General features: G+C 38.7%; 18 protein-coding genes and 2 pseudogenes. 10 read left to right on the top strand and 10 right to left on the bottom strand.

Annotated elements, in window-relative coordinates; all coding sequences use genetic code 11:
• Positions 1-201: 201 nt before the first annotated feature.
• Together sppA and aroH are read left to right on the top strand one after the other, a co-directional pair.
• Entirely contained in the window at positions 202-1023 is an 822-nt protein-coding gene (sppA, locus tag NLP_RS12870) for a signal peptide peptidase SppA (RefSeq protein ID WP_104906731.1), read from the top strand.
• A 128-nt stretch (positions 1024-1151) separates the two neighbouring features.
• On the top strand, positions 1152-1565 hold the full coding sequence (gene aroH, locus NLP_RS12865; protein ID WP_104906730.1) for a chorismate mutase: 414 nt from the start codon (positions 1152-1154) through the stop codon (positions 1563-1565).
• A 123-nt stretch (positions 1566-1688) separates the two neighbouring features.
• Here aroH and NLP_RS34890 read toward each other — a convergent pair.
• Positions 1689-2237, bottom strand: a pseudogene (locus tag NLP_RS34890) (ISAzo13-like element transposase-related protein); the annotation flags it as partial.
• A 22-nt stretch (positions 2238-2259) separates the two neighbouring features.
• Here NLP_RS34890 and NLP_RS12855 point away from each other — a divergent pair.
• From NLP_RS12855 to NLP_RS12840, 4 genes are all read left to right on the top strand, one after another.
• A complete protein-coding gene (locus NLP_RS12855; RefSeq protein WP_199784814.1) occupies positions 2260-2403 on the top strand; it encodes a hypothetical protein in 144 nt (47 codons plus the stop codon).
• Positions 2404-2641: 238 nt separating this feature from the next.
• Positions 2642-3208 carry a ferric reductase-like transmembrane domain-containing protein gene (locus tag NLP_RS12850; RefSeq protein ID WP_104906654.1) on the top strand — a complete coding sequence of 189 codons (567 nt, stop codon included), beginning with the start codon at positions 2642-2644 and terminating at the stop codon, positions 3206-3208.
• 77 nt (positions 3209-3285) lie between these two features.
• Positions 3286-4311 carry a WD40 repeat domain-containing protein gene (locus tag NLP_RS12845; RefSeq protein ID WP_104906653.1) on the top strand — a complete coding sequence of 342 codons (1026 nt, stop codon included), beginning with the start codon at positions 3286-3288 and terminating at the stop codon, positions 4309-4311.
• A gap of 232 nt (positions 4312-4543) precedes the next feature.
• A complete protein-coding gene (locus tag NLP_RS12840; protein ID WP_104906729.1) occupies positions 4544-6322 on the top strand; it encodes a peroxidase family protein in 1779 nt (592 codons plus the stop codon).
• Positions 6323-7604: 1282 nt separating this feature from the next.
• Here the strand turns inward: NLP_RS12840 and NLP_RS12825 are convergent.
• Entirely contained in the window at positions 7605-7796 is a 192-nt protein-coding gene (locus NLP_RS12825; protein WP_199784813.1) for a hypothetical protein, read from the bottom strand.
• Positions 7797-8352: 556 nt separating this feature from the next.
• On the opposite strand from NLP_RS12825, the pseudogene NLP_RS12820 reads away from it, so the two are divergent.
• The 3 genes and pseudogenes from NLP_RS12820 to NLP_RS34885 all read left to right on the top strand — a co-directional run bounded on the left by NLP_RS12820 (position 8353) and on the right by NLP_RS34885 (position 10838).
• Positions 8353-9487 (top strand): annotated as a pseudogene (locus NLP_RS12820) (ISAs1 family transposase).
• A 300-nt stretch (positions 9488-9787) separates the two neighbouring features.
• A complete protein-coding gene (locus NLP_RS12815; RefSeq protein WP_234017307.1) occupies positions 9788-10108 on the top strand; it encodes a hypothetical protein in 321 nt (106 codons plus the stop codon).
• A 211-nt stretch (positions 10109-10319) separates the two neighbouring features.
• Positions 10320-10838 carry a hypothetical protein gene (locus NLP_RS34885; RefSeq protein WP_234017306.1) on the top strand — a complete coding sequence of 173 codons (519 nt, stop codon included), beginning with the start codon at positions 10320-10322 and terminating at the stop codon, positions 10836-10838.
• Between the two features lie 3 nt (positions 10839-10841).
• Here NLP_RS34885 and NLP_RS12800 read toward each other — a convergent pair whose 3' ends face one another.
• The 8 genes from NLP_RS12800 to NLP_RS12760 all read right to left on the bottom strand — a co-directional run bounded on the left by NLP_RS12800 (position 10842) and on the right by NLP_RS12760 (position 18474).
• Positions 10842-11216 (bottom strand): hypothetical protein, encoded by a 375-nt coding sequence (locus tag NLP_RS12800; RefSeq protein ID WP_104906725.1) that lies wholly within the window; start codon positions 11214-11216, stop codon positions 10842-10844.
• Positions 11213-11545 carry a DUF5674 family protein gene (locus NLP_RS12795; protein WP_104906724.1) on the bottom strand — a complete coding sequence of 111 codons (333 nt, stop codon included), beginning with the start codon at positions 11543-11545 and terminating at the stop codon, positions 11213-11215. Before NLP_RS12795 ends, NLP_RS12800 begins: the two co-directional genes overlap by 4 nt.
• A gap of 31 nt (positions 11546-11576) precedes the next feature.
• Complete coding sequence (locus tag NLP_RS12790) at positions 11577-11846, bottom strand: hypothetical protein (RefSeq protein ID WP_104906723.1); 270 nt, start codon at positions 11844-11846, stop codon at positions 11577-11579.
• A 116-nt stretch (positions 11847-11962) separates the two neighbouring features.
• The gene (locus NLP_RS12785) at positions 11963-12793 is read right to left on the bottom strand and encodes a hypothetical protein (protein WP_104906722.1); all 831 of its coding nucleotides are present in this window, start codon (positions 12791-12793) and stop codon (positions 11963-11965) included.
• A gap of 32 nt (positions 12794-12825) precedes the next feature.
• A complete protein-coding gene (locus NLP_RS12780) occupies positions 12826-13722 on the bottom strand; it encodes a hypothetical protein (protein WP_158680361.1) in 897 nt (298 codons plus the stop codon).
• A 46-nt stretch (positions 13723-13768) separates the two neighbouring features.
• Positions 13769-14971 carry an AAA-like domain-containing protein gene (locus NLP_RS12775; RefSeq protein WP_104906721.1) on the bottom strand — a complete coding sequence of 401 codons (1203 nt, stop codon included), beginning with the start codon at positions 14969-14971 and terminating at the stop codon, positions 13769-13771.
• A gap of 329 nt (positions 14972-15300) precedes the next feature.
• The gene (locus tag NLP_RS12765; RefSeq protein ID WP_104906720.1) at positions 15301-16716 is read right to left on the bottom strand and encodes an AAA-like domain-containing protein; all 1416 of its coding nucleotides are present in this window, start codon (positions 16714-16716) and stop codon (positions 15301-15303) included.
• 579 nt (positions 16717-17295) lie between these two features.
• A complete protein-coding gene (locus NLP_RS12760; RefSeq protein ID WP_234017305.1) occupies positions 17296-18474 on the bottom strand; it encodes an AAA-like domain-containing protein in 1179 nt (392 codons plus the stop codon).
• 1437 nt (positions 18475-19911) lie between these two features.
• On the opposite strand from NLP_RS12760, the gene NLP_RS12750 reads away from it, so the two are divergent.
• Complete coding sequence (locus NLP_RS12750) at positions 19912-21519, top strand: IS1634 family transposase (RefSeq protein ID WP_104906718.1); 1608 nt, start codon at positions 19912-19914, stop codon at positions 21517-21519.
• Positions 21520-22118: the final 599 nt, after the last annotated feature.

The following is a 22118-nucleotide window of genomic DNA, read 5'->3' as shown; positions in this document are numbered from 1 at the left end:
GGCATTTTGTGCTAGCTGCAATCTTTAAGGATTTGATTAGCTTTAATTGAGAATATCAAATAAAACTCACTGAAAAATATAAAAATTTCCTTAAAATCCTGATGAGTACAATGCCTGCTCATGTTTCTTAACAGAGGAAAGCAGGTCGTCTGACCGTTGGGCATCTTATATTGAATTTATTACGAGGCATGTTGAGAGCTCATGGTTTGGCCGTTTAAGCCCAAGTTTAGAAAACAAATTGCGCGGATTGAAATTACTGGTGCGATCGCCGGTGCTACTCGCAAACGCGTCCTAGAAGCCCTGAAAACTGTAGAAGAAAAAAAGTTTCCGGCATTATTGCTACGTATCGATAGTCCTGGCGGTACAGTCGGAGATTCTCAAGAAATCTACAGTGCCCTGAAGCGTTTGCGCGAAAAAATCAAAATCGTCGCTAGCTTTGGCAATATTTCGGCTTCTGGAGGAGTCTACATCGGCATGGGAGCCGAACACATCGTCGCCAACCCAGGTACGATTACGGGTAGCATTGGTGTGATTCTGCGTGGAAATAACTTGGAACGCTTGCTAGAAAAAATCGGTGTTTCCTTCCAGGTAATTAAGTCTGGCCCTTACAAGGACATTTTGGCTTTTGACCGGGAACTGACTCAACCAGAAGAAAATATCCTGCAAGAGTTGATTGACACAAGTTATCAGCAGTTTGTCCAAACAGTAGCTGAGGGCCGTTCTTTAACGGTAGAAACTGTGAAAAGTTTCGCCGATGGCCGGATTTTTACTGGACAGCAAGCTCTAGCCTTGGGTGTTGTAGACCGCCTGGGCACAGAAGAAGATGCCCGTCGTTGGACAGCAGAACTGGTTGGTCTCGATCCAGAAAAAACTCTCTGCTATACCCTAGAAGAGCGTAAACCTTTATTGAGCCGCTTTCTACCCGGAAGTCGTCAATTTTCATCAGGAATTAGGGCTGGTATTGATTGGCTCGAATTTGAAATGTCTACTAGTGGTTTACCTCTGTGGTTATATCGACCCTAATATGAGTTAGGAGCGGAGCCGGAGATGCTCTGCCTTTGGTTATGAATGAAAAGTTATGAGTTAAAAATCTTAACTTCTCATTCTCAACTCCTAACTCCTCACTTTTGTGTTTTAAGGAGGATTTTGGCGTGGACTGGCAAATGCGGGCTATTCGCGGAGCAACAACCGCTTCAGAAAATACTGTTGAGACAATCCGAGAGGTGGTTACAGAACTACTAGATGAACTGGAAAACCGGAATCAATTTCAGCAGAGGGACATCATTAGTGTGACTTTTTCAGTGACACGCGATTTGGATGCAGTTTTTCCAGCTGCGATCGCAAGAGCGCGTTCTGGTTGGGATAATGTGGCTATGTTGGATGTGCAGCAAATGCACGTAGAAGGCAGCTTACAGCGCTGTATTCGCTTCTTAATTCACGCTTATCTGCCAACCTCCGCCTCAATTCATCATATTTATTTACGCAACGCCGCTAGCTTGCGTCCCGACTGGAGTTTGCCTCAGACTTTACAAGCATCACAGCAAGCAGTTAAGTCAAAAGTGTAAAATACTTAATATTTTTAAGATAAAATCCAGTTTTCCAACTGTAAATTAGAAATACATCTGTAGTGACGAGTATTGTTTGTTACTAAAGTGTAATTGTCTGCAACTGCAACACTAGTACCGTTCAGTCTTAGTTAAAGCTCGGTTTCTGCCTCCTCGATCAAATGAACCAATATCCACACGGCCTTTGGCATCAAGACTAAGACGTAAAATACTCTTATCATTTAAAGCTGATTCATTAAAAGAGTGCTAGTTGTTCAAAAATTGCGTCAGTTTCTGGTATTTTTTTTGAAGTAAAACTTTTGCTACTCGTTTGAGTCGATAACCTAAATAGTTTAATTTCACACGAATTGTTTCTTCAGTTGGTAACTGGTCAATACTGTAACCAAACTTGTCAAATTAATAGCTTTCGTACTTCAGAGGCTGTGAAGCGTGTATACAATCTCTGACTTTTAAAACTTGGATCAGTTTGGCGAGTGAGAATCAACCAGTTTCTTAATATCTTCCAAAAGGTTTGGTAAGTGTTCTTCTGCCTTCCAGCGCCCTTTATAAAGAATAATTATCTATATAAGTAATCCCAGTTGTTTATTCTTTGATTCCTTTACGGATAATATTTCTATCCCATCCCAATTCTTTTTGAGCCAACAATTGCCCCCCATAACCTAGATCAATCATTCTGTGGAGTTCTCAAAAGACTTTGAGTGCAACTGCAGCAGAAATTGAAGCGCGAGATTCTCTCTCAGAAGATCGCGCTAGGATTACTGAAGCGTTTACCCTGATTCTGGCAAATCCGCTTCTGCTGCCCTACAAATTTGACCCCAGTTTTTGCAAAACTGCATAAATATCTAACTAGGCGTAGATAGTTCTACAGAAATACCCAGGCTTTACAAACATCCTCTCATGACGACTGTTCAATTCTTAGATGATAAAAGTCATAACAAAAGTAGTCACAAGTCAAAAATGAGTCAGTAAATCTCAGGCTTTAACTTAGTTAGCAGTGGAGTTAGATAAATATACCAGTAGGAAATATTTAGCTTATAAAAAAGTGGCTTTTCTTGAAAAATTAAGGAGGATTAGTCATGGCAGCAATCGATACAGCACCGTTAGAAAACAGCTTGGGATTTATAGCTTTAGGAGCTTATATTCTCACCTTAATGCCCACGAATCTCAGAATTATTTTTCCTCAAACTAAACAAGCGAACCTTCCCAAATGGCTGTTGAAATATCGACGAATTATCGGTATTCTGGCTTTCTGCTTGGCTTTGCTTCACGGTTTCCTCTTAGTGAAAAAGAGAGACCTTGATTTTTTAGATCCCAATACCTATTGGATTTATATCCAAGGTGTATCTACCTTTATAATTTTTACCCTATTGGCAATTACTTCTAATGACTGGAGTGTCAAAAGACTGAAAAAAAATTGGAAGCGATTACATACCCTGACTTACTTAGCTATGTTCCTGCTCACTTGGCACGTTTGGGACAAAATGTTAGATCATTGGAGCTATTTAACCCCGATTGGGCTAGTAGGGATTGTCACGACAACTCTTTTATTTCTGATGCGACGCTGGCTTGAATATCGGAATAAACAACAAAAAGCCAAAGGAAAAGCGTTCTCATCTCAAATTCCAGAAAAAATTACTCTATAGTACCGCTAGTCTCCGACACCGTTACGCAGTGGGTGCAAATCAGATTATTCTCCCACTCGCACAAGGAATGTCCTGTTATGAGATCGAAACAAATTACCTGGAAATCTTCAGCAGCATTCGCAATCAGCACCCTAACGATCTTGGTTGGTAGTAGCAGTTGTGCTAACCTATTGTCTTCCTTCCGAAACGCTAGTGTTGCTACTATCTCTGTTGCAACCACTCAACCTTTACGTTCTGTCCAAGGAGATTCAACTTGGGTTTACGCTCTTGCAATCAGCCCTGATGGACGCTTCCTCGCCAGTGGCAGTTACGATAAAAAAATCAAAATTTGGGATCTGCCTAGTAACACCTTACTCTATACTTTAGAAGGACACGGCGATGCAGTGGTAAGCCTTGCTATCAGTCCAGATAGCAAGCTGCTCGCTAGTGGCAGTTGGGATAACCGTATTAAACTCTGGAATTTAGAGACGGGGCAACTGCTTCGTACTCTAGATGGCCATACAGATGATGTAGAAGCCGTTGCCATCAGCCCCAACGGAAAGTGGTTAGCCAGTGGTAGTGCTGACACAACCATCCGCATCTGGAACGTGCAGACTGGCGTACAAGTTCATCAGTTATCGGATGGAAAGTGGGTAAGAACTGTTGCTTTTAGTCCGGATGGGCAGACCTTAGCTAGTGGCAATGAGAGTGGGACACTCAAAATTTGGCGGCTCATGGATGGTGCTGTTCTAAAAACCCTGAATGCTCATTCACAAGCCGTGCGCTCAGTGACTTTTAGCCCTGATGGACGGACTTTAGCGAGTGGCAGTGCTGATAGGACAGTCAAACTCTGGCAAATGCCCACTGGTAAATTGTTGCACTCCCTAAATGGACATTCAGGAGTTGTGTGGTCAGTGGCTTTCAGTCCCGATGGCAAGAGATTAGCTAGTGGTAGCAATGATAGCACTATCAAGTTATGGGGATTGCCTAAAGGCAAACTCTTGGAGAATTTGATCGGGCATGAGCGAGGCGTGCGGTCAGTAGTTTTCAGACCGCATGGAAACATGATAGCCAGCAGCAGTGCCGACAAAACCATCAAACTCTGGTCTCTTCCTAAAGAGTGATAAAAAGCTTTCAGAAAGTAAACAAATCTATAAGGAGGAAATCTGATGATAGACAGGGATACATCCTAGCCGACATTAATTTGACAACTAGGCTATGCCATCTCTGCTTACAAAAATGTCAAAGCTGTCAAAATCACTTTCTTTTGATAATTTTATCGAAATCTAAAGTGCAGATTGCTTTAACGCAATAGTCATTCAATCAATTAACTTTACCTTAATTAAGGAGCATTATATGAGTGGATTTGGTCACGGTTCCGTCGGCACACGAGAACAAGCATTTACACATTTACTGTCTTTAAGAGCAAAAAGCTATCCGACCCATGAACTACTAAAACTTGCCAACAGCATAAAGTCAGAGCTTGATACCGTGAAAGATGGTCCTGATCCTGAAGAAAATTTGCTGTTACCAGCAGGTTATACATACTTTGGTCAATTCATCGATCACGATCTAACCTTTGATAACACATCATCTTTAAACCCAGTAGATATTGGTTCTCAAGATCGTTTGCCAAGTAATTTACGAACTCCACGCTTTGATTTGGATTCCTTATACGGTGACGGTCCTGATGCTCAACCTTTTATGTACGCTGAGGATGGAGCTAGTCTTTTATATAAAAATGGTACTGAAAATCAGGTTCAACCTACCGTCAGTAATACAAAGCTAGTTGAAGACTTTAAAAATCAGGCAGATCAAGATTTACTGCGTAGCCCCAATGGTCGCGCGATTGTTGGTGACAAACGTAATGATGAAAACTCGATCATCAGTCAAATTCAATTGTCTTTTGTCAAGTATCATAATGCAGTAGTAGCAAAGCTCAAACAAAATAATCGGAGACTGCAAGACGATCAGAAACTGACGGGTACTGCTTTGTTTGAAGCAGCACGAAACGAAGTACGCTGGGTTTATCAAAAGATAGTGATAGAAGACTTTTTGCCGCGCATTGTTAACGCAGATGTTCTAGAAGGTCTAAAAGACAAAACTCGTGACCAGCGCGCCCAAAACTATGCTCTTTACACAGAAGACAAACGCGAGAATTTACCCCGCGAATTTGTAGTAGCAGCTTACCGCTTTGGACATTCTGGAGTACGTTTTGGTTATCGCCTCAACAAAGATAAAAGATTTAGCATTTTCCCGGATAGTGAAAGTTGCAACCCAGACAATGACAGTTTATTAGGATTCGAGCCACTACCGAGTCATCATGTCATTGATAATTGGGCGCGCTTTTTCCCGTTTACAGACCCAGGAGTGTTGCCTAATGAACCTCGTGACGAGCCTGCTGATAAAACAGAAAGACCAGAAGTACGCTTACAACTAGCTTACAAAATTGATTCCAACTTGGTTGACCCACTTGGCGTTTTACCGTCTCCTGTATTGCCAACCAGCCAGAATGTTGGGGGGGTTATTAAAGAAGTTAAAGATGCGATCAGCCCTGACACCTTACCAGACACGAAAGTAGTACCACCACGTCCATCCCTAGCACTGCTTAATTTATTGCGAGGCAACAACTACAGAGTACAAGGTGGGCAACAGATTGTCAAAGCTTTACAGAACAAAGGTTTTACTCAGGCTATTCCTCTCACATCAGATCAACTCAGTGTGAGACAACCAGCGGGTGAAAATTCGGCAGGCGATGCACTGTTCAAGTTTGAGCCAATTGCTGAGAGTCTGCAAAACGACACCCCACTCTGGTTTTACATCTTAGCTGAGGGTCAAGCTCCTTTAGTAGATCGCTTTGGTGTGGGAAAAAGTTTTTCCGAAGTAGACTTACTAAATGGTGTTGGTGCTAAAACTCAGCTAGGTTGGGTAGGTGGTCGGATTGTAGCCGAGGTATTTTATGGACTTTTAGATTCCGATCGGGAATCTTATATTAATAAAGCACCTAAAGATTGGCAGCCAATTTTAGGTGGCAATCAGACAGTTATCTTTGCTAACCTACTCAAATTTGCTGGCCAAAATATCGAACCACCTCCAACCAGCACAAGCACCCACAAAAACTCAGGTTTTTGCTGATGGGAAAAATGATAATTATGCAATCTGTTTTTGCTTGCTTGTGACTAGTTAGGTATTATACCAATTTTTTATGAAGCTGCGTTAAATAAAGCTTCAAGAATAAAGTCGTAAGAGGTAAGAGAAACAATCACCTCTGGTGTAATATTTTCTAGTACAGAAGCTAATTTATGACGCAGTTGGGTAAGAGTTGAATGGCACTAAGATAAGCGGAAATCATTGATATTACTGGTTTTGGGGTGTGGGATGTAGGGAATGAAGAAGTAACGTCTGTTTGGGAGCAACGCTCCAAAGTGAGGTGCTAAAAATTAGGGGTATAAATCACCTGTTTAATAGTGCGTAGGCGTAGCCCGCCGCAGGCATCGCAATGAAATGGCTGGTTTTATTGAGAATCTAGCTAGATAATTGAGAATTAAACCTCGATCTCACTTTTTCGCGTAGCTCCCCCTCTGTTTCACCCCTAAAAAATGAATGTTTATTAACACTACACCCTACCCCAACACCCTGGCCAGACCAGGTTTCACGTTTTCTTAATGCCATTTGGCTAATCCCGTAATGCCTTGGGACTTCCGCCACAGAGCTACCCGAAAGACAACTTTGCAACCAACTCAAGGGCAGCAACAGAATAACTGTGATCCCTCTTATCCAGATTTTTGTATCCCTAAGAATTCACCCGACTTAAATTGCCGAGATAATAAGGGTTTCAGGCGGCGTTGTTGGGACTGTCCATCATCACCACAAGCGATCGCTTTTAAGTCCATCTAAAACAGAGGTCCTTGAAAGGTAGATTAGAAGCTGATTTGAGCAGATGATCTTCCCAAGGTGAAATTAAGGGCTGATAAGGGTTTTGGAAAAGTTTTCGGTCTACTGAATGTCCCAATGTCATCGCCACTGAAATGGGCAGAAGAATTTTGAGTTCTGTAATCAAGCTGTTGAACTCCATTTAAAATTAAATATCAAGATGTGAATACTTTTGCCCTCAAGTTCAAACTCATTTAGTCGTTGCACAACAATTACTCGTGCTTTTTTCGTGGATTTAGTAATTAAAAAAGATAACACTGATGTCATGGTTAAGCTAGTCACAAAACTCAAACCAGTTTTGAGGATTTGACAACGCTTAGGACTCTTAAATATATTTTCTCAATTAGGAAACTTAATTGAGAAATTTCAGAACTTAATAAATCTTATTTTTTCCATTTGCTCAACAATTTTCCTGATGAAACCCACAAAATATTAAATTTTCATCTTTCACAAACATAGTACTAGAATCTCAATTTTTGATCGGCTAGATGATTACAGAACTTGTTACTTTTCCTTGCTGATTAATCTCATAGACAATCGGAACACTAGTCGCAAGTTCGAGGTTGGGTATTTCTTCAATACTAAGGTTATCTATATACATGATGATTGATCGTAGAGAATTGCCGTGGGCAGAAACCAGGGCAAACGCATCTAAATATTGACGAGCCTGAATCATGGTGAAATACACCAAGACTCAAACTACATAGGGCTTTCAGGATATTAAACCTCACTTTAGATGAAAATAATAATCATTATTAGGGGAGAGTTAGAGGCAGCCGACGGACGGCTGCCTGAATTTTCACGGTCAGTTCTCAAGTCACTAAATAGCGTAAGTTTTCTCACAGTCTGATTCTCAATAGTTTTAGATTAATGACTAGGAATCACGAGAAGATCAGCGAAAAGAAAAACTCAATTTATGCGATAGCTAACTGACCAAGGGAGCAATGCGATTTTGTCAGATTCGGTAAACGAGGTGCGATCGCTAAAAATCAAATCTGAGTACTAAGTAATTTCATTTACAATTTACTACTTAATATGTATAAATATATTTTTATTACTGATGAAAGGATTTAGCGATCGCACCTTTTTTCCCAGACCTCACCAAATCGCGTTGCTCCCCTGACCAAAGTGACTTTTACAGATGTTGTGAAAAGTCAGGACAGCTGCCCTTCATTGAACGTGGTATTCTCACATTGATCACAAAGAAGAATTACGTTCTTATTCTCCTCTCTATGAAGCTCAAACCCAAAATTACGATTGCTGACCATTTTGCGGTGATACAAGATCCACGAATAGATCGCACCAAACGACATAAATTAATCGATATCATGACCATTGCCGTATGTGCTGTGATTTGTGGTGCGGATGGTTGGGTAGCCGTAGAGACTTATGGTTGTGCAAAGTATGAATGGTTAAAAACATTTTTAGAATTACCAAATGGGATTCCGTCCCACGATACATTTGCAAGAGTATTTGCACAAATAAATCCTCAACAGTTCCAGGAATGTTTTCTGAGCTGGATGAAATCAATACAGAAGATAACTGATGGTGAAGTTGTCGCACTTGATGGGAAAACTTTACGTGGTTCTTATGATACAAGTAGTGACCAAAGCGCAATTATAATGGTAAGCGCCTGGGCAACTACAAATAAATTAGTGCTGGGACAAGTAAAAGTAGATGAAAAATCAAATGAAATTACAGCAATTCCAGAATTATTAAAGGTATTAGAACTGTCAGGATGTATTGTGACCATTGATGCAATTGGCTGCCAGAAGGAGATTGTGAAGCTAATCACTCTAGCATTATGCAGATTATGTAATTGCGTTAAAGAAGAATCAAGGAAATCTTTATGATGAAGTCGAAAAACTATTCTCTTCAGGGATAGCCACAGGTTTTGATGGGATTAAACATAGCACATATAAAACAGAAGGAACAGGGCATGGCCGTCATGAAATTCGCAATTACGTAATGTTCTCTCAAATTGAATCTCGGCTTAACCCAGATTCGATTTGGTCAAATTTTAATAGTGTTGGCATGGTAGAATCTGTCCGTTCATTCAATGGTGAAACAACGGTTGAAACTCGGTATTTTATCAGTAGCCTTGAGTCAGATGCTAAACAGTTTGGTAATTCTATTCGCAGCCATTGGGGAATTGAAAATTCATTGCATTGGCTATTGGATGTTGCCTTAAGAGAAGATGACTGTCGAATTAGAAAAGATAATGCTCCACAGAATTTTGCAATTCTCAGACATATTGCAGTCAATCTTTTAACTCAAGAGAAGCGTGTCAAACGTGGAATCAAAAATAAACAGTTTCTTGCAGCGATGGATAACAAATATTTACTAAGTATTTTAGCGTTAGCTTAAAATAGTACATCAAAACTTGAGTTGAATGTTTTACATAAAAGTTTTATTTATCCTCTAAGTAAATATATTCTTATGTAGCTCATAATTGAATTATTTTAGTATTGACGATTAGTCATTGAGTTGAAGTAAGCTAATTCACATTTTGAAAAAATATTTGATTTGTTTTATTTATCATTTCACCAATTTTTACAATTATCTATGTCATTTTGGAATCTCCCTTAGTTTTTATTAGTAAATAAGATGCGTTTGCCCTGCCACAAACAAGTTGTTTACCAATCAAGGTTAGACCACAAGAGTAAAATGGTTCTTCGCCGCCGTACTAGGAGAAGATTTAACCCCAAAATTTTCATTGATCGCACCATAGAAACAACTGCAATTATCTCTCTGCTGATTACTAGCTTTTCAGGAGTAGGGGCAATGGGGTGTTGGGGAATGGAGATTATCGAGACAAATGCTAATCCCAACATAATTATCTCTGGTTGGCAGCAGCAGAAAGGTATTTGCCTGGGTGCAATGCTGGTAAGTTTTTCTGCCTTCTTAGGCAGTTCTTTAGTCGGAGCAAGTCTCAGTATTCAACGAGATAAATTTCAGGGAGATAAACAACGATGGAAATCAAATTAACCACAGCAGAGAGAGATTCGGACTATCCTACAAGGCTGTCAATATACATTGCGGCTTGTAGGGAGTAGTCGAGATTATCGTAAAATTCAATCGTCAGAGCATTTTTCTACCTCAAACGATGTGGTGCTAAATGATGCGTTCAATATTTTGGGAGATGTAGTCAACGCAATCGAGCAGGTAGAGCAATTTTCTCAACAAGGAGAATCCAGTCATGGAACAGGAAATTAAATATGCAATTGGTTTGGGCAATCCTGAACTCGTAATAGAGTCATTTCCAAAACTTGAACCACAACTAAAACCAACAGTAACGATTTACGACTTCTCTTCTTTGTTATCTAAGCACGAACCACTAAAAAACAACGATAACAGATGTTCATCCCCACGGCTGCTTGGCGATCAATGCGTTGATTATGAAAACCATCAAGAAAATCATGTTTTACATAGGAGCAACAACATGACATTCACTCTGGATAATCGCTCTAAAAACAAAGAATCTTCTTTAACAAAAGCATTGCGACAGATACAGGAGTTAAACTCTAAAATTCAGGAATTAGAACAGTGCCATAAAGACTATGTGGTATCGCAACAGAATTTGATTCCAGCCATCGCCGAAATTTGTATTTCTCCGATCCAGGAAGTGCAGGCGCTAAGGATTTTGATTTATCGGGGAGAAGCAGCTTGTCGGCAGTACTTGCGTTCAGTGTTGATTAAACAACGTCAGACTTCATAAAGATCAAGCACTCAGTGATTCCGGTTCTGTACGAGATATTTCCAAAACCCGACGTAACCAATATGAAGTTTCAACAGATGCAGATTGCTTTTGTTCGGTATCCGACCAAATGTTCTCCCAGTGGAATAGCCATCGAGTCAATAAGCGACCTAAGTCAACCAACTCTGCTGCTCTATCAATATCATCTGCTTTCACCATATCTGGTACAGTCCACTCAATAAAGTATCGACTTTCTTTTACCAGAGTCAGCATCAATTCCTGCGATGAGCCTTGAGTCCACAAAGACTGAATTTGCTCAAGGTGTGCAGCTAGATGATGTAAACGGGTAGTCACATCATCTTGTATAAAAATTTGTTGTCTCGGTGTCAATTCGATCATAAATTTCCCAGGAATTCGATAATGATTTGAGCGACCCTTTCTCTAATATTAGAGTCCAATATCTCCATTGATTTATTTTGCCGGGGGCGGAGATTGACAATCGATTCAAAAATCATCTTTTGAGTCACAGGCATAAAGCTTGCTGCCCAGATAGTTTCTTGCCGACTACCATCACCTAAAAGAGCCTGTTCGCAGTCATAGTGCAAATCACCACCACCAACCAACACCCGACGCTCGATATCGACTGCGGTTTTAATGTAGAACTTGTGTTCTTGGAGCATTTGTTCAAGTTGTTCCGGGGTAGCGCGTTCGCGTAACAGCAAAATCATACAGCTGAAAACCTCTGTAATATCATCAAAGCTAACTAGAAGGGCGCTCTGTTTCTTGCAACCAACTTAAAATAGTCAGCGCCAACTCCCAGGATTCGCGCCGCTCCCAATTAGGTAAGTGATTCAGTACTTGTGCAAGGAATATTGCTGGGTTTTCCAATTCTCCGCCACGAGCCGCAACACCATCCCTAACGAGCGCCCCCAAAGTGGCAGCTTGATTCCCTTTATAGTCAGGCTGTCTCTTAATTTCATCAACAATCCAGTCCGGTACTGTGATTGTTTTAAATCCTGATTTCGGCATACACAACAGAGAAATAATATAAAGATAGTACGGCAGTTTACGTTATGTTTGCAATTTTTTGTGCGGTATGGTACGTTAAACTCAAGTCGCAAGTAAGTTTTGTAACCCCTAGCTGTCTAATTGGTATTGAGAGCTTGAAACTCAAGCACAGTGAGAAGTTCTTGATGTTGATTAACCAAAGCTTGTATTGCGCTAACTGGATTACGATGAAGACGACGTTTTTGTTGGCGAGGAGCTTCTGCCATTGCTAATCGACGACGTTGAGTTTTATACTCAGTTATAGGTACTTGCTGAATTTGTTCAAGTAGCTGTTTTTCATTCTCAGCAAAAAAGAGAACTTGATATTGCCCAAAATCACGCAATTCAACAGTTGATTTGCGCCCACTAATTCGCCTCTGATGGCGACGCAACTGGCTGAATTTTGACTCAATTTTGAGATTATCTGGCGGTAAACCAGGGATATCATAGCAGTGCAACAAATTAGCCCCGTATTTGTGCCACAGCAGTTGTAACTTTTTTTTGAGAGCAAATTGTGCCGGATTTTGTTGACTGTCAGGCACAAACTGTTGTAATAACTCTTCCATCTTGCACCGGACTTGAAAGCTTGTTAAAGGTAATTTTGCAGCTTCTGTGATATAAGTCACATCATCTGTGTTACGACTGGTGTGTTCTGGATAGTGCAAACATTCGGCAATTCTTCGCAGCCACTTGTGCGCCTCTTCTAAATCCGATGCTACTGAACAATTAGTCAGTAAAGCAAGGTCCACCCATACTGACAATAGAGATAAATAATCTGTGTCAATTTCCCGGCATGGTAAACTACGTAGTATTTCTCCAATAACTGATAATTGTTGGTAGCCTTCAATACCTCCCCAATTAAAAGGTTTACGATTGGTACGATTTACACAATCCCGAATCGCAGCACGAATTTGGGATTCGACTGCCATTAACTCCGCATCTCTTGACAAATAGGGAATTGCTAAAAAAGGGGGCTACTGTCTGGCTGTCTTAATTGATTTGGGTGAAGAAGTCTTTCTGAGCGATCTGGAACTTGTGGCAGCCCATCCAAATCTGCCTTTAATTGCTGTCGGAGCTTTGTATCTAATGGCAGTACAGACTCACTCAAATTACTTAGAAAGTGGGCTTGACAACGCTGATGTGGTGCATTTGACCAACTTGAATTCATTGCAGCAATGATTGCTGATTCCCCATCTGACAGCGTTGCTAGCACTGTAAAAGGTAATTCCTTATATGGTTGCAGCCATTCAATTAGCCGTTGTGCTTGTGCTTGTTGTAACTGAATTCCACTGACTGGTGTGCCACTTAGTACTTCGTACAATACATACAGCAAGGTTCCATGACCTTCGGGCTGTAAGGCATCAATTGCCCAAATTAAACCACCATGTTCATGGGCTGTGGCAGCTAATTTCTCCTGGGTATGTGCAATCGTTCCACCTAAGAGTGCTAGAAATTGTCGATAGAGCTTGCCTACGTTCCTCTCGTTAATTTCAACACCACGCTGCTTTAATAAGCGTTGAATTTCTACCAACTGTTGATGCTCATGCTCATGTTGCCAACCTATAAATGCCAGCACATCTAGCCCGTAAGTGCTTTGAGGTAAACTATATTTTAGCACACCACAGGCTAAGTAGTGTTTACCAAAATATTCACATTGAGAGTTGGCACATTCTTTACCCTTGCCTGCCACAAACACTGCTCCATTTAAGGTTTGAATGGTTTTTCGCATGTGCCAAGATGGAAGGCTAACTAATATTGTGTTGCAATGGATACACAATTCTCGCTCACATTTTACAATTATTCGTTTGGCATCCGGGAAATATCTTTGTGGGCGATGCCGAGGCTTTTTTTCGATCACGAAGTTTTTACTGCTGGTAGGTGCTCTTTTTACCTTACAACACTCATTAGACAGTCAGGGATTGGGCATTAAAAACATTCCGATAGATAGGATTTTTAATTTTGAGATAGCCGTTATGTCTCTCTACTAAACCGGACAATAACAGTTGTGTCTGTTCTCGACTATCATCACTTGGAACAGAATGAAGAGGCAAAGAGGAAAACTCTTCTCCGCCGCTCGCCTGCCCCCTTGCTCCCCTGCTCCCCTGCTCAATAGCATCTTCTGCAAGCAATACCTGTTGATAAATACCCAACAACCGCCCTGCCTGTTGTTCGTCGAATAAGAGGCGATCGCGAATAGTACGCAAATGTTCGGGTTCGTCTTGTGACTGCCAATTTTGAATAATCTGCTTAAGCACTAATTGCTCTACCCACAATACTTCTATACCTGGAGGCAGGGTAATCTTCCCTCTAGTTTCAAAGGCTACTTGAGTAATTAAGTCACAGAGTTTTTGTGTCAGAAAGGGTTGTCCGCCTGTCCAATAAATAACCTCTTGCAGTATTGCTTGTGGTTGACTGACTACTTCTTCTAATCCTAGAAGCAAGGGCGTGGCCTCATCCAATCCAAAGCCCTGTAACTCAATTGCTTTACCAAGGTTAAAGGGCGTGCGGCGTTTATCAGCAATCAAGTCGGAGGGACTAGCTACACCAAATAGTGCAAATCCCAAGCGTTCAAAGTTTGAGTTATGCGGCCGTAGATTATAGCACTGACGAATCCAAGCAAAAAAGTCGTTAATTGGGAAACTTAAACTTAGCAGGCTATCAATCTCATCAATAAATATGAAAATGCATTTGGCTTTGCCGTCTCGCAGAGAATCACTTTTGAGATTTGGTAGTAAGATATCTTCAACAAATAGCTGTAGTTTTTGCACTGAGGAAATACCTGCTTGCATTTCCCACCAATGCTGAAAGTCAATTTGTGACGCTAATTTTAAACTATATAATAAGCTGATAATAATGCCTTTGTACCATTGATCTGGTGTAGTATCTTCAATACCCAAGCGAGTCATATCTAAGTAAACACAACTATGCCCTTCTTCTTTAAGACGATAACTTGTGCGTTGTAGTAACGATGACTTGCCCATCTGACGGGAGTTGAAGACATAACAGAAATTGCCAGCTTTCAAACTGGCATAGACTTGTTCATCTGCCTGACGCGTAACGTATGTGGGGTCGTCACTGCGGAGACTACCCCCTACTTGATATTTCATCTCTTGTAAAAACCACAAATTTCAATTTCTTCTTGGCTAAGAGGAACCTTTAATATCTTGCAAAAAACACGCTGAATATAAGATATTTTTCAGGCTTGGCTTTTGTTAGCGTCAGCAGCAATAATTTATTCTCACCAAAGTGTTCTAGTAATGAAAGAGTTATTGCCCAGATTTTTAATTAGTGTTTAACCATTAAATCCCTCGCAAAATTGCTGATGTCTTACTATTGGTATAGATGCATTTAAATATTCTCCACATCCTGCGATGCCTAGGTTGGGCTGCGCCTACGCGGTACTTGATAATGAGTCAGTGCCAAAAGTGTTGCTCTATCAAACAATTGTCGATAGCTGTTTTGCAAAATAGGCGCGGTAGAGTTCGCAACGCGGTAAGATGCGATCGCTCTCAAAGCGAATTAATCCCAAACCTTCAAGCTTGTAAGTGTCAATAGGATTAAGAGAAATATCTTGCTTTGCTGCCAGAATTTCAGCAAAGGTCTTTGCCAGTCTAGGATTTTCTTGCAGTTTGAGCCAGTGTCGCCATAAATGATATCGGTAGATGCCACCACTGGCGATCGCATCCTCTATTATTTCTTGTAGGGTCATTTCTTGAGAGCAAAGATAGTACAAACTAATCTGAATTAGTGCTGGATGTCCTCCTACTAATGACATCAGTTTGGCAAAATCTTTAGCTTTAAACGAGTCTAAACCATACCGCCTAGCTAAATCTTCTACTTGTGGTTGAGTAAAATCATTCAGACGAATAGGTAGACCAATATTAAAAGGAGAGAGGTTAATATCCATAGAGATGTAGTCTTCGGTTGAGTAAACCATTATTAACCTCAGCTTTTGCCAGTTGGGATTGTGTCGTGCTTCCTCACACCATGACCGCAACAAAGCAAAAAAATCTTGGCAAATGTAAGGATATTCAAAAAAACGGTCAACTTCATTCAACACTAAAACCACTGGGCTTTGACATTGATCGAGCAAATAGTTTTCTAAATACAAGCCGCTACTCAAGTTGTAGCCAATTTCTTCATTCCACTTTTCCTTGAGGTTGGGGTCAATACCTAACCCTGTTGCAATTTTCCAGCAAAGACGACGCAACAGTTGATTTAAATCAGTTAGACACTCACTATCGAATTGGTAGCAATTCAGATTCACAGTCTGATACCCAAGTTTGTGTGCAAAGGCACAAAGCCGCAACACAAGAGAACTTTTACCCATCTGTTTGGGAGACCTAATCCGAATCACGCAGCCACCAGTAGTTATTTCCCGATAAACTTTTCTCTCTAGTGGAGGACGTTCAATATAAAAGTGAGAATCTAAAGGTACGGGGCCATCCGGGTATGACCAAAGATTTTCTATCTGTTCAGTTTGTGTGTGATGTTCTTCGACAAATGAGGTTAATTCGGAACGTTGAGATAAATTTTCTTCTATATTTGTAATAGACAATAATTCAGATGTTTCAGTCTCATTTGCTTTATTGACTATGGTGTAGTCTTCGCTGTGTAATTCTAGATTAAAAGCGCTAAAGCAGAGTTTTATAGTTTTTTGATCTACACTTTCACTTAAAGACCATAATTTACTCAAAGTTCTACTAGAAACATGAATGCGCGAGCTTATTTTTTCTAAACTCAAGTGTTCGCCTTTATTTTCTACTATCTCCACAGAAAGAATTGCTGATTGTAACCGTTTAATTCCTGTGGAAGTTAGTACAACTCCTCGTGTGCGTTTATTTTTATACATTGCTGTTCCAGATATGTATTATAAATGAGTTTTACAAGCAATACTTTTTTCTATTTACCTACTGAAACTGGAATTTAGCGTAGCAATTTTTGATACAGTCTTCTTTTATTTTTTGTAAAATCCATAGGAACTCTAATCAACTAATTTACATTATATTAGCTTGATAGTAGACACTAACATCAATTATCTATTTATCCTACTTTTCCTACTTTTCCTACTTTTTCACTCGGTGTTTTAATGGTAGTCTTGCAAAAACTCTCTGAAGAAATGAAGTCCTTGTATTTACCTAAATTTGTACAAATATGATTAAATAATGTAATATTTTTAGCTTGTATAATTTGTGACTTTTTGTTGAGTGTAGCAAAAATATTATCGCTTTAGTAAAACTATAAATACTTAGTATTTATAGTTGTGTAACTACTTGTAATCAAGACTTGGTTGAAAAATTGGCAGAAATTATGCACAAGCAAAGTCCAAAGATATACGAGTATATGGTGTATAATTTAGTAGTATTTTATACTTTTTTAGTATACAAGCAATGCAGAACTTGCCTAACAGATGTATTCTGATTACTAGCTTCTACCAAGAAAAGGGAAGATTTTCTAACTGTCTTGATATCCATTGAGGAGTAAAAACACTCCGGTAGATCGGATTTTTAACTCTCAGATAGCCGTTATAATTTCCTATCAAACCAGATAGCAATAGTTGCGTCTGTTCTTCACTATTATCGGCTGGTATCAAGTTCTCTATCGGGTTCCTATTCCTTAGTTCCTCTACTTGTAACACCTGTTGATAAATTTTTAATAACTTTCCTGCTTTGTGTTCGTCAAAAAGTAAGCGATCTCTTATGGTACGGAGGTGTTCAGGTTCATCTTGGAATTCCCAATGTTGAATAATGCGCGATCGCACCAATTGTTCTATCCAATATCCTTCAGCACCGTTCGGTATAGTAATCGTTCTTTTATAATTTTCCAAAGCAACTTGCACAACTAACTGACAAAGCTTTTGCGTGAGAAACGGCTGTCCTCTTGTCCAATGAATAATATACTGCAATATTGCCTGTGGCTGGGTGACTACTTCTTCTAAACCTTCAAGTAGGAGCATAGCTTCATGTAATTGAAAGTCACATAACTTAATTGCTTGACCAATCTTAAAGGGATTTCGATGTCGATCAACAATTAGGTTAGATGGACTAGCTACACCAAACAAAGCAAAAACCAAGCGTTGAAAACTTGGGTTGTGTGCTTGCTGCTCATAACAGTAACGAATCCAGATCAAAAAATCGTTGACCGGAAAATTCAAACTTAGCACGCTATTAATATTATCGATAAAGATGAAAATGCGATTATTTTGGACTTTTCTCAGCAACACCTGTTCAACAAATTTATACAGTCGTTGTACAGGATCAAGCTCTGATTGTTGCTCCCACCAACTTTCAAAGTTGATTCGCTCTGTCAGATTTAACTTGTGAAACAAGCTGAAAATAATGTCCTTATACCATTGTATAGGTGTAATTTGATTAGTACCTAATAGAGCTAAATTCAGATAAACACATATATGATTTTCTTTTTCTAAATGATGAATAGTCTGGTGTAGTAGAGATGATTTGCCTATTTGGTGGCACTTGAAGACATAACAAAAATCTCCTGTTTTTAATCCAGTATAAAGTTGTTCGTCTGCTTGACGGACAATATATGTAGAGTCATCATACTTCAGGCTACCACCGACCTGATATCTCATAGCCAAGTCAATTTCCATAAATAGGGATACTTGTACTTTTATAACCAATACAACATTTAACCACAACAATATTCTGATATAATTTCACTATTATGCTCATTATTTTTACTGTTACTTAAGTTTTAAGTGTCTTATCTCTCCTTGGATTCTCCGATGCCGATCGCCCTGTTTTATCACTCTCAGAAAATAGCTGATCTCTAGATTTAATGCTATATGCCGAGCTTTCTCAATCATTCCACTTACTTCTTTTTCATTGCGGTGTTGAAGTGAAATTTGATAAATCCAGGTTGATATTTTTAGCAATGGCAACATATAATTATTACTCAATCAACTTGTCTTAATTAGTAAATAAAGCGTCGTAATGAGTAGATGGACATAAATAACGTGAAAACAGGACAAGCGAGACGCCTACCCCATACCCCATAAGAGGTTAATTGTTTTGTGGGGTGGGCATTATGCCTGCCATAGTTAGTAAAAAAGCATTTTGTATTTAATTAAGTTCATCTACTTATTGCCAATGGAAACGAGAATTTAAATCAATATATTTCATAATTTTCACAGCAGATGTGTAGTGGAAAATGACAGCTAAATAAGCCTATGAAGAAAGCAATTTTTTTGAGAAAAAATTATATATTTTTAGATAGCTAAATAATAATCGCTCAATAGATAGTGCCAAAGTCGATTGCTCTATCATGTGCAGACTTATCTTCTCTTAGCTAAAAATAAAAATCAAGGAAAGTTAAGACATTTAAGTAAATTTTTGAGATAGTTAAGACAGGAATACTGTTTGGTTAAGGAAAAAAGTAGGCTCAAACCCTTGAAACATCCTTATAGCCATAAAGAAAGTAACTCGTCATATCTGTCAATTAGGTGCGTGATCGTTCGTTGACTGATACATATACCCTTTAATTCAAGGTGAGTGTGTATTTGAGGAACACTTCTATGTTCCTGGTAGCGTAATGCTCCTTATAAAATCACATCCAAACCAAATTCGTTCTGTGGTAGAGCGAGTGACCCTTCTTGCTCTGGTCGATATGCTTTTTTATACCACAGACATGACTTATTTTGACATTGACGAATTTTTAGCCCACATTTCGCACTTCAAAAAGTAACATAAATAAACTACACTCACAAGCAATTCAAAACTATAGTTAAAAAAATCAAATAACAATCAAAAATAAATTATGCGCGCCAAAAATCTAGCTTTTTTATTGTATTTAAAAAGCTAGTAAGACAACAATATTTAATCCCACATTCCGCACTTCATTTTGTAGTACGAGTATCGGTAAAATAAGTAGCAAAAATAGCTTAAATATAAACACTTATCTAAATAAGTAGCAAATATACATAGTAGTATAAAAAGTGCCAAGAAATGGAAATTCATAAGGTATTGACAATAAATTCAGGAACAAAAATGAGAAAATGAGCCTGAATTAAATAAAAATACCCTAAAATATGAATTACCAAAAAGAAGAGTTGGAGAGTAAAAACTTAGATCACTTAGGAATAATAGCAGGAATAATAGATGAGATAGGAATAGGAGAAAAACTCAATGAGATATTTTTAATAGATAGTAGAGAGAAAGTTAATACAGGAGAAGTAGTCAAAGCAATCATTCTTAACGGACTAGGTTTTGTGTCGAGGCCATTGTATTTATTTTCTCAATTTTTTGAAGATAAAGCAATAGAGCATTTATTGGGTTCAGGGATTAAAGCAGAGGATTTAAATGATGATAAAATAGGCAGAGTAATGGATAAGCTGTACAAATATGGATTAACAAAATTATTTCTAACAATTGCATTAGAAGTAGTCAAGAAATATGGAGTATCAACTAAGTATTCCCATTTAGATTCAACATCATTGCATTTACATGGAAAGTATAATAATTACCCAAATAATCTAGAAAAAGAATCAGGAATAAGCCGAGTAAATCCTATTATAATCACACAGGCATATTCTCGTGACCATAGACCAGACTTAAAACAATGTATATTAGATTTAATAGTAAGTAGTGATGGAGATATACCTTTATTTTTTAGAGGAGCATCAGGAAATGAATCAGATAAAGCAGTATTCGCTCAAATCCTGGTGGAGTATGAAAAACAAATAGATTTTGAAAGTATAATGGTTGCTGATAGTGCATTATATAGTGAAAGTAATTTAAAATTAATGTCGAATATGAAATGGATAAGTCGAGTACCGTTATCCATTAAAAAAGCCAAAAATTTAGTTAAAGCCTTCACAAGTAAAGAACTGAAACCAAGTGACATCAAAGGATATAGCTATCAAGAATCAAAAGTATCTTATGGAGGAATAGAGCAAAGATGGTTATTAGTAGAAAGTGCAGAGAGAAAAAAAGCAGACTTAAAGAAACTAACCCAAAAAATCCAAGAAGAGTTCCTAAAAATTAGTAACCAGCTTGTGAAGTTAGCACAAGAAGAATTTGAACAAGAATCTTTAGCGGAATTAAAAATTCAAGAGTTAGTAGCCAAACTAAAATATCATAAAATATCAGATTTAGAAATTACCGAGAGATTAAATAAAAGGCAGACAGGAGTTTATAAATTAGGAGGTAAAGTCATAGAAGATCAGGAGCTAATCAGCCAAAATCAAAACTCTTGTGGTCGATTTATTTTAGCAACGAATATTTTAAAGACAACCGAATTAGAATCCAGAGAAATATTGAGAATATATAAAGAACAGCAATCTACAGAAAGAGGATTTAGATTTATCAAAGACCCGTTATTTTTCGCCGATAGTCTTTTTGTGAAAAATCCAGAAAGAATAGAGACAATGATGATGTTAATGGCATTGTCTCTTTTGGTTTATAATCTGGGACAAAGACAATTAAGAACCTCGTTAAAGACCCGAAAAGCGACAGTTAAAAATCAACTGAATAAATCCACAGAATCCCCTACTTTGCGTTGGATATTTCAATGTTTTCAAGGGATTCATTTTCTGATTACACAAGGAATTTATAGGATTCTTAACTTGACTGAGGAACGTTGTCGAATCTTACAATTCCTGCCTACAGCTTGTCAAAAGTATTATTTATTGTCTTAGTTTTAAAATCTCTAATTCACTATTGTATAGTCTTGTGTTTTCATAACTGATTGAAAAAATTCAATTAAATATTGTTGTCTTACTAGCTTTTTAAATACAATAAAAAAGCTAGATTTTTGGCGCGCATAATTTATTTTTGATTGTTATTTGATTTTTTTAACTATAGTTTTGAATTGCTTGTGAGTGTAGTTTATTTATGTTACTTTTTGAAGTGCGGAATGTGGGTTTTAGCTGTAGTTGTACTACCCCATTTAACGTTCTTATATGTCGAGGATTATTGTATTCATTCCACATTGCTTTGCCGCACGAGGGGCATCTTTTTTGAACACAATCGAGTACTTCAAACGATGTTGCCTCCGGTTTTAGACAATTTCATGCCAAGTTTTTGCACCATTATTTCGCTACAAGATCAAGATTACAGGATTTCCACTCTTCTCTAGTAAGTTTTGCCACGCTAGGTTGTTACTGGTGAGTCGAGTTGGCGGTGTCGGTTTCCGTCCCGTCGAACTGGCGTTATTTTATGACACTGTGTGTTCCTCGCTGACCTTAATTTCTTCTGCTACCCCGAATTATTGAGCCGATACTATTTGCTTAACTTT

The sequence above is a fragment of the Nostoc sp. 'Lobaria pulmonaria (5183) cyanobiont' genome, from assembly GCF_002949795.1.
GTDB lineage: Bacteria > Cyanobacteriota > Cyanobacteriia > Cyanobacteriales > Nostocaceae > Nostoc.
Note: the sequence above shows the minus strand (reverse complement) of the source record. Positions and strands in the feature narration are given on the sequence as shown.

What these genes read in the sequence shown, in the direction of transcription:
- sppA (WP_104906731.1), top strand. Translation starts at nt 202, where the DNA reads ATGGTTTGGCCGTTTAAGCCCAAGTTTAGAAAACAAATTGCGCGGATT.
- NLP_RS12850 (WP_104906654.1), top strand. Translation starts at nt 2,642, where the DNA reads ATGGCAGCAATCGATACAGCACCGTTAGAAAACAGCTTGGGATTTATA.
- NLP_RS12845 (WP_104906653.1), top strand. Translation starts at nt 3,286, where the DNA reads ATGAGATCGAAACAAATTACCTGGAAATCTTCAGCAGCATTCGCAATC.
- NLP_RS12840 (WP_104906729.1), top strand. Translation starts at nt 4,544, where the DNA reads ATGAGTGGATTTGGTCACGGTTCCGTCGGCACACGAGAACAAGCATTT.
- NLP_RS12825 (WP_199784813.1), bottom strand. Translation starts at nt 7,796, where the DNA reads ATGATTCAGGCTCGTCAATATTTAGATGCGTTTGCCCTGGTTTCTGCC.
- NLP_RS12815 (WP_234017307.1), top strand. Translation starts at nt 9,788, where the DNA reads ATGGTTCTTCGCCGCCGTACTAGGAGAAGATTTAACCCCAAAATTTTC.
- NLP_RS34885 (WP_234017306.1), top strand. Translation starts at nt 10,320, where the DNA reads ATGGAACAGGAAATTAAATATGCAATTGGTTTGGGCAATCCTGAACTC.
- NLP_RS12800 (WP_104906725.1), bottom strand. Translation starts at nt 11,216, where the DNA reads ATGATCGAATTGACACCGAGACAACAAATTTTTATACAAGATGATGTG.
- NLP_RS12795 (WP_104906724.1), bottom strand. Translation starts at nt 11,545, where the DNA reads ATGATTTTGCTGTTACGCGAACGCGCTACCCCGGAACAACTTGAACAA.
- NLP_RS12790 (WP_104906723.1), bottom strand. Translation starts at nt 11,846, where the DNA reads ATGCCGAAATCAGGATTTAAAACAATCACAGTACCGGACTGGATTGTT.
- NLP_RS12785 (WP_104906722.1), bottom strand. Translation starts at nt 12,793, where the DNA reads ATGGCAGTCGAATCCCAAATTCGTGCTGCGATTCGGGATTGTGTAAAT.
- NLP_RS12775 (WP_104906721.1), bottom strand. Translation starts at nt 14,971, where the DNA reads ATGAAATATCAAGTAGGGGGTAGTCTCCGCAGTGACGACCCCACATAC.
- NLP_RS12765 (WP_104906720.1), bottom strand. Translation starts at nt 16,716, where the DNA reads ATGTATAAAAATAAACGCACACGAGGAGTTGTACTAACTTCCACAGGA.
- NLP_RS12760 (WP_234017305.1), bottom strand. Translation starts at nt 18,474, where the DNA reads ATGGAAATTGACTTGGCTATGAGATATCAGGTCGGTGGTAGCCTGAAG.
- NLP_RS12750 (WP_104906718.1), top strand. Translation starts at nt 19,912, where the DNA reads ATGAATTACCAAAAAGAAGAGTTGGAGAGTAAAAACTTAGATCACTTA.